This is a genomic window from Corynebacterium lipophiloflavum DSM 44291 (assembly GCF_000159635.1).
Classification (GTDB): domain Bacteria; phylum Actinomycetota; class Actinomycetes; order Mycobacteriales; family Mycobacteriaceae; genus Corynebacterium; species Corynebacterium lipophiloflavum.
Window position 1 is genome coordinate 125,149 of the sequence record NZ_GG667194.1, and the last position, 6,641, is coordinate 131,789.

Consider the following 6,641-nt stretch of genomic DNA (forward strand, 5'->3'; position numbering starts at 1 on the left):
GACGCCGACAGCTGCCGCGACACCGGTGACCGCGTGCGCCCCCTCGGTCAGAGTGCCGGTTTTGTCGAAGAGCACCACGTCGATGGTGCGCATCCGCTCGAGCGCCATCCGGTCCTTGATGAGCACCCCGGATTTCGCGGCCCGCTCGCTGGAGATCGCAATGACCAGCGGGATCGCCAGGCCCAGGGCGTGCGGACAGGCGATGACCAGCACCGTGACCGTGCGCACCACGGCATCGTCCGGGCTGCCGATAATGGTCCACACCACCGCGGTGATCAGAGCGGTGATCAGCGCGAACCAGAACAACAACGCCGCCGCCCGATCCGCCAGGGCCTGGGCCCGGGAGGAGGACTCCTGGGCGTCGGCAACCATGCGTTGGATCCCGGCCAGGGCGGTGTCCCCGCCGGTAGCCTCCACCCGGATGCGGACGGTGTTGTCGGTGGCCACGGTACCGGCGACCACCTTGTCTCCGGTGTCGCGGAAGACGGGACGGGATTCGCCGGTGATCATCGCCTCATCGAATTCGGCGGCTCCGTCGATGATGGTTCCGTCGGCCGGCACCCGGGCACCGGCCCTCACCAGCACGACGTCGTCGACAACCAGCTCGGAGATGGCCACGGTGCGGGTGGTCCCGTCGATGACTTTCTCGGCCTCATCCGGCAGCAGGGCAGCCAGCGCGTCAAGCGCGGAGGACGCGGCCCCGAGAGCGCGCATCTCCAGCCAGTGGCCCAGCAGCATGATGGTCACCAGCAGGGCCAGCTCCCACCAGAAGTCCAGGTCAAAACCGCCCAGCCCCAGAGTGGTGACCCAGGAGGCGACAAACGCCACGGTGATGGCCATGGCGATCAGGAGCATCATCCCGGGTTGGCGGGATTTCAGTTCGTTCCATCCGCCCTTGAGGAAAGGCGTTCCGCCGTAGACGAAGATGATTGTGCCCAGCACCGGGGGGATCCAGGTGGATCCGGGGAATGCCGGGAGGTGGTAGCCGAGCAGGTGGGCGACCATGGGGCTGAAAATAACGACGGGAATGGACAGAATCAGCGACCACCAGAAGCGGTCCCGAAACATTGCGGTGCTGTGTCCAGCGTGTTCGCCGTGACCATGAACGTGGTGGTCTTCGTCCAGGGCGGAGTGCGGGTGATCGTGGGGCATCGCCTGGCCGTGGGTGTCGGCATCTGCGTGGTGTTCGTGGCTGGCATGATCCGGGTGGTGGGTGTGGTCTGTTTCCGGAGCGGGGTGATCACCATGGTGATCACCGGAATGGTGAGGAGTGCTCATGACGTTCCTTTCGCTCAACCCGGTCGGGGTCAAGATGATGGGTAAAACTGATCAGGATAAGACGGTGTAGCCGGCCTCTTCGATGGCCCGGCGAACCATCTCCGGAGGTACGACACCGGTCACCGTGACGGTGGAAACACTACCAGCAGCGAGATCAATCTGGACGTCGTCGACCTGGGGGAGGGCCTGAAGGGCCTGGGTCACGCTTTTCGCGCAGCGCCCGCAGGTCAGGCCGGTGACCTGGTAGCTAGGGGAGGACCCTCCTGCTGACGAGTCGCTGGCGGCAGGGGTGGAGGCGGTGTCGGCACGTGAGGCAGGTCCGCAACAGCTGCAGCCGTGGGAGGCCATCGGCAAGAGGCGGGGCGGGGAGGTGATCATGGGAAAGCTCCTACGGGTCGGTGGGATGCGGTAACGCTCGCTAGCATATACCCCCCCGGGGTACATTTTCAAGGGGTGGAGGGCACGGCCCTCACGCGGGGCAGGGTGTGGTCACCGAGCAGCCTCCTCACTGTCGGGAGGGGACAGCGGGAGGCGGAGGGCAAACACCGCTCCGCGACCGGGTCCGGGGGAGGTGGCGGTGAGAGTGCCGCCGTGGGCCTCGACCAATGCCTTGGAGATGGTCAGGCCGATACCGGCCCCGCCGTTGTCCCGGTTGCGGGCGGCATCCCCCCGGTAGAAGCGTTCGAAGATCTGTCCGAGCTGGCCAGGTGGGATGCCCTCGCCGTCATCGGCGACGTGGATGAGCGCGGTGGACGCCCCCTGTCGGTGGACGCTGATCCGGACCTGCCCGCCGGCCGGGGTGTGCCGTAGCGCGTTCGACAGGAGATTGCTCATCACCTGGCCGAAGCGTTGCCGGTCCACGAGCACCCGGGCGGTGTCCGTAATGGTCTCGACCTGTAAATCGACGCCTTTGTCAGCATAAGCTTCCCCCGCGGCAGCAGCGGCGGTATGGAGCAGATCCCCGAGCCCTTCCTCCGCCAGGTCCAACTCGATCCGGTGTTCCTGGGCCCGGGAGACATCGTCGATGTCTTCCATCAACCGGGTCAGGCGGGTGAGTTGGTCAGCCATGATCGTGTGGGTGGCATTATTCCAGTCCACGACCCCGTCCTGGAGACCATCGAGGTAGGCCGTGAGCACCGATAAGGGGGTGCCCATTTCGTGGGCCAGATCAGAGAGCATCTGGCGGCGGACCTGTTCGGTGTGTTCCAGCCGGTCGGCCATGGTGTTGAAGGCATGCGCCAGGGTGGTGACCTCGGGGCCTGCTTCTCCGGCGGGCACGCGGATACGATAGTTGCCGGCCGCCAGGCTGGTAGCGGCGCGGGTGAGATCCTGCAGGGGGGTGCGCAGGCGACGCGATAACCACAGGCTGGCCAGCAGGGCGCTGATCAAGGCGGTGGGCAGGGCGACGGCCAGGGTGATCAGGTTGGCGTCCCGGTAGGCTTGCTCGGCATGGAACAGCTCCAGCGAGGGGTCCTCCCGGCCGGCCATCAACATATGATCATGGAACAGGGTCGGGCCCACCATCGTGGCCACGGTCGCGGCCACCAGCAGGCTAATCACCACGACCAACACCTGGGCGGTCAGGAAGCGGAAGGTCAGGCCGGGTCCGTGATTCATGGCTGCCCCACCCGGTAGCCCACGCCACGCACGGTGTCGATAAACCCCCGGCCCCGGGTGTCGGTGCCGAGCTTGCGACGCAAGTTGCCGATGTGGACATCGACGATGCGTTCATCACCGACCCAGGTGGTGTCCCAGACCTCGGTGACCAGGTCGTGGCGGGTCAGCACCTGGCCGGGGCGCAGGGCCAGGGCAACCAGCAGCTCGAACTCCGTGCGGGTGAGCTCCACGGTCGTCTCCCCCACCCGCACCTGATGGGCGACGGGGTCAAGAATGAGGTCACCAACGATCAAAGGGGTGGTCACCTGCGGTGGGGTGGTGCTGGTGCGCGGGCGGCGCAGCACCGCATGCACCCGGGTCACCAGTTCCCGGATGCTAAAAGGTTTGGTGATGTAGTCATCCGCCCCCAGGGTCAAACCGCTGATCTTGTCGTCCTCGCTGCCACGCGCGGTGAGCATGAGGATGTAGCAGTCCGAGAAGGTGCGGATCCGTCGGCACACCTCCAGGCCGTCGAGTTCGGGCAGCCCCAGATCCAGCACCACAACATCTGGGGAAAAGCGACGGGCCTCGTCCACGGCCTGGATGCCGGTGTGCGCCTGGCGGGTATCGAAGCCGACCCGGATGAGGTAGGAGTCCACCATCTGAGCCAGGGCCCGTTCATCATCGACGACCAGCACCCGCCCCGGGGGCGTGGCGGTGGTCGGTGTGCGGTCAGCCATAGACCCCAGTATCGCTCCGGCCTGGGGGGAATACCACCCTGGCTCAGTGCCCGGCGGGAAAATCTTCATCAAATCTTCAAACATCACCCTTCGACCGTCGTCACCCCTGTGTCCCACCCCGGGCCGGCGACATCGCCTCCCCTGGCCGGTTCAGCAGGCGCCACCAAGGATTTCACTGCAAGCACCGCATACCCGGGGCGGGTAGAAGGACATCGCCCACGGCTGTGGGATGGTGTCCCGCTGGTGACCCAGCTCACCGAATTCACCCCCTTTTCGCCCTGCTATAAGGCTGTGAGCAGGGTTTTTGATTTCTAGTCCGTCAGGCACCCGTGCTAGATAAAGGTATGGCATCGACCTTGAGGCGGTGTCTTCTCACGGTCCTACCACGATCCAAGGAGATTGACGTGAAACGAGCAGCAATCGCAGTCGCCGCCCTTGCCCTCGCCCTCACGGGGTGTTCGGCCGACGGGACGGTGTCCCAGGATACATTCCTGACTACCCATGGCCTGGCCGACATGGACGCGGTGGAGATCATTGATCACCTCGACCGGCAGAAGGTCACTGAGCGTCCCACGGATTTGATCGCCTCAGTGCGCGCCGATGAACTGCTGCTCTCGAGCGGTGACCAGGAAGTCATGGTCGATCTTCCCGACGATCAGACGTATGTCTCAATCGCACCCTATCTCACCTCCACCCACGACTGCTTCTACCACAGCCTCACGACCTGCCTGGGGGAACTCAGCAATGAGGATATCCAGGTCACGATCACCGATGAGGCGACCGGTGAGGTGCTGGTGGACGAGGCGACAACCACCTTCGACAACGGGTTTATTGGCTTCTGGCTTCCCGATGATGTCACCGGCCTGATTGAGGTCAGCTACCAGGGGCGTACCGGCACCACGGAGTTTTCCACCACCGACGACGGCGCCACCTGTGTCACAGACCTGCGCCTGACGTGATGGCTCAGCAGGGTCCTCACCTGCGCCTGTCTCCCGTGTCACTGAATTCTTACACCAGGAAGGTTAAATCATGACGAACGCGTTTTCCCGACGACAGTTTCTGCTCGGCGGGCTCGTCCTCGCCGGCACCGGGGCCGTGGCCGCCTGCACCAGCGACCCTGGACCCGCTGCCCCGGCACCAGGTCCCTCCCTTCGCCCCACTTCCACCCCCCCTGCGCTCGGTGAGCCGACGGTGCGCCGGACACTGACCGCCCGGCCCCTCTCTCTGGATATCGGCGGCATCGAAGCCAAGACGTGGGGATACGTCTCTGACACCGGGGATACGGCCATTGAGGCCACCGCCGGCGACGTCCTCCAGGTCGATATCACCAATGAACTGCCTGAGAGCACCTCCATCCACTGGCACGGCATCGCACTCCACAACGCAGCCGACGGTGTGCCCGGCATGACCCAGGACCCCATTGAACCTGGCGAGTCTTTCTCCTATGTTTTTGAAGTCCCCCACGGTGGCACCTACTTCTACCATTCCCACTCCGGCCTACAACTCGACCGGGGTCTGCACGCCCCTCTGATCGTCCGTGACCCGCAAGACGCTGAGGACCAGGACGTCGAGTGGACCATCGTGCTCGACGACTGGCTGGACGGCATCGACGGCAGCAGTCCCGAAGATCAGCTGACCATGTTGACGGGGATGGACATGGGCGGACACGGAAACATGGACATGGGTGGCCACGGCGGGATGGATATGGGTGGTGAGGGGGGCATGATGGCCCACGGCACGCCCGATCTGGCTCTGGGCGGGGATGCCGGCGATGTGATGTATCCGCACTACCTCATCAACGGACGCATTCCCCGTGCTCACCGGACCTTCGAGGCTCGCCCGGGCAATAAGGCCCGCCTGCGGTTCATCAACTCCGGCGCTGACACCATCTTCAAGGTGGCCCTCGGTGGTCACCGTATGACCGTCACCCACGTCGACGGTTTCCCGGTCCGTCCCCACGATATCGAGTCGTTCTACCTCTCGATGGGTGAACGCGTCGACGTGGAGGTGGTACTCGGTGATGGTGTCTTTCCCCTGACCGCCCTGGCCGCCGGCAAGGACGACCGGGCGTTTGCCGTCATCCGGACCGCCGCGGGCCAGACCCCCGCACCAGAGACTACCTTCCCCGAACTCACTGCCCCCGGTACCTTCTTGACGTCCTTTGAGCCGGCGGAACGAGCCCTGCTCCCGGCCGGTGACGTGGATAAGGAAACAGCGGTCGAATTAACCGGCCAGATGATGCCCTACCAGTGGGGACTGCGCATCGACGGTGCTGATTCCCCGGGCACAGTCCAAGAAGGCCAACGCCTGCGGATGCGGATGCACAACCCCACGGCCATGCCCCATCCGATGCACCTGCACGGGCATACCTGGGCTCTTCCCGGAAGTAGCGGCCTGCGCAAGGACACTGTCCTCATTCTCCCCGGCGAAACGGTGGACGCGGACTTGATCGCCGACAACCCCGGTGAGTGGGCGTTTCACTGCCACAACGCTTATCACCAGGAAACCGGGATGATGAGTTCCCTGCGGTACGCCTAACCCCACAGCATGGTCGGTCGCTGGGGTGAGCTGGGTCGCTGCAGACCACCCACCGGGCAGCACGATGACCTTCCTCGGTGTTGTGGTCTTCCGGGACTGCCAGAACACTGTCTTCTTCCCCACCGCCCCGGAATAAGGAGATCTAATCCATGCCGAGCACACCCCGCAGAGCCGCCATCGCGGTTGCCGCGGTGCTCACCGCCGTGACCCTGACGGCCTGTTCCTCAGGCGATGTCGCCCGAAACTCCGTCGCCGTCGGGGGCACCTTCCAGTCCCACTCACCAGGAGGCCAAACCGAGATTATCTACGCAAAGGAGGACCGTGCCCCGCTGCCGGACTTCTCCGGCCCGTCGCTGATGGAGGAGGGTGAGGAGATCAGCCTGTCTGATTTTGAAGGCGAGGTCTTCGTCCTCAACGCTTGGGGCCAGTGGTGTGCACCGTGTCGGGCGGAAGTCGATGACCTGCAGCTTGTCCAGGAGACTCTCGACT

General features: G+C 64.7%; 8 protein-coding genes. 4 read left to right on the forward strand and 4 right to left on the reverse strand.

What is annotated here, in order from left to right; all coding sequences use genetic code 11:
- The coding region (locus tag HMPREF0298_RS08615) for an HAD-IC family P-type ATPase (protein ID WP_006840779.1) at positions 1 to 1,068 on the reverse strand (1,068 nt) is incomplete at its 3' end.
- 9 nt (positions 1,069 to 1,077) lie between these two features.
- Here HMPREF0298_RS08615 and HMPREF0298_RS12740 point away from each other — a divergent pair.
- Entirely contained in the window at positions 1,078 to 1,323 is a 246-nt protein-coding gene (locus HMPREF0298_RS12740) for a hypothetical protein (protein WP_006840780.1), read from the forward strand.
- Between the two features lie 6 nt (positions 1,324 to 1,329).
- Here the strand turns inward: HMPREF0298_RS12740 and HMPREF0298_RS08625 are convergent, their stop codons facing one another.
- The 3 genes from HMPREF0298_RS08625 to HMPREF0298_RS08635 form a co-directional block, all read right to left on the reverse strand.
- On the reverse strand, positions 1,330 to 1,656 hold the full coding sequence (locus HMPREF0298_RS08625) for a heavy-metal-associated domain-containing protein (protein WP_040422961.1): 327 nt from the start codon (positions 1,654 to 1,656) through the stop codon (positions 1,330 to 1,332).
- Between the two features lie 111 nt (positions 1,657 to 1,767).
- On the reverse strand, positions 1,768 to 2,895 hold the full coding sequence (locus HMPREF0298_RS08630) for a sensor histidine kinase (RefSeq protein ID WP_006840783.1): 1,128 nt from the start codon (positions 2,893 to 2,895) through the stop codon (positions 1,768 to 1,770).
- The gene (locus HMPREF0298_RS08635) at positions 2,892 to 3,614 is read right to left on the reverse strand and encodes a response regulator transcription factor (RefSeq protein WP_157464447.1); all 723 of its coding nucleotides are present in this window, start codon (positions 3,612 to 3,614) and stop codon (positions 2,892 to 2,894) included. Before HMPREF0298_RS08635 ends, HMPREF0298_RS08630 begins: the two co-directional genes overlap by 4 nt.
- 404 nt (positions 3,615 to 4,018) lie before the next feature.
- Between HMPREF0298_RS08635 and HMPREF0298_RS08640 the strand changes: the two genes are divergently transcribed.
- From HMPREF0298_RS08640 to HMPREF0298_RS08650, 3 genes are all read left to right on the forward strand, one after another.
- Complete coding sequence (locus HMPREF0298_RS08640) at positions 4,019 to 4,573, forward strand: CueP family metal-binding protein (protein WP_040422964.1); 555 nt, start codon at positions 4,019 to 4,021, stop codon at positions 4,571 to 4,573.
- Positions 4,574 to 4,643: 70 nt separating this feature from the next.
- Complete coding sequence (locus tag HMPREF0298_RS08645; RefSeq protein WP_006840786.1) at positions 4,644 to 6,152, forward strand: multicopper oxidase family protein; 1,509 nt, start codon at positions 4,644 to 4,646, stop codon at positions 6,150 to 6,152.
- A gap of 149 nt (positions 6,153 to 6,301) precedes the next feature.
- On the forward strand, positions 6,302 to 6,641 hold a 340-nt coding region (locus HMPREF0298_RS08650), incomplete at its 3' end, for a TlpA family protein disulfide reductase (protein WP_006840787.1).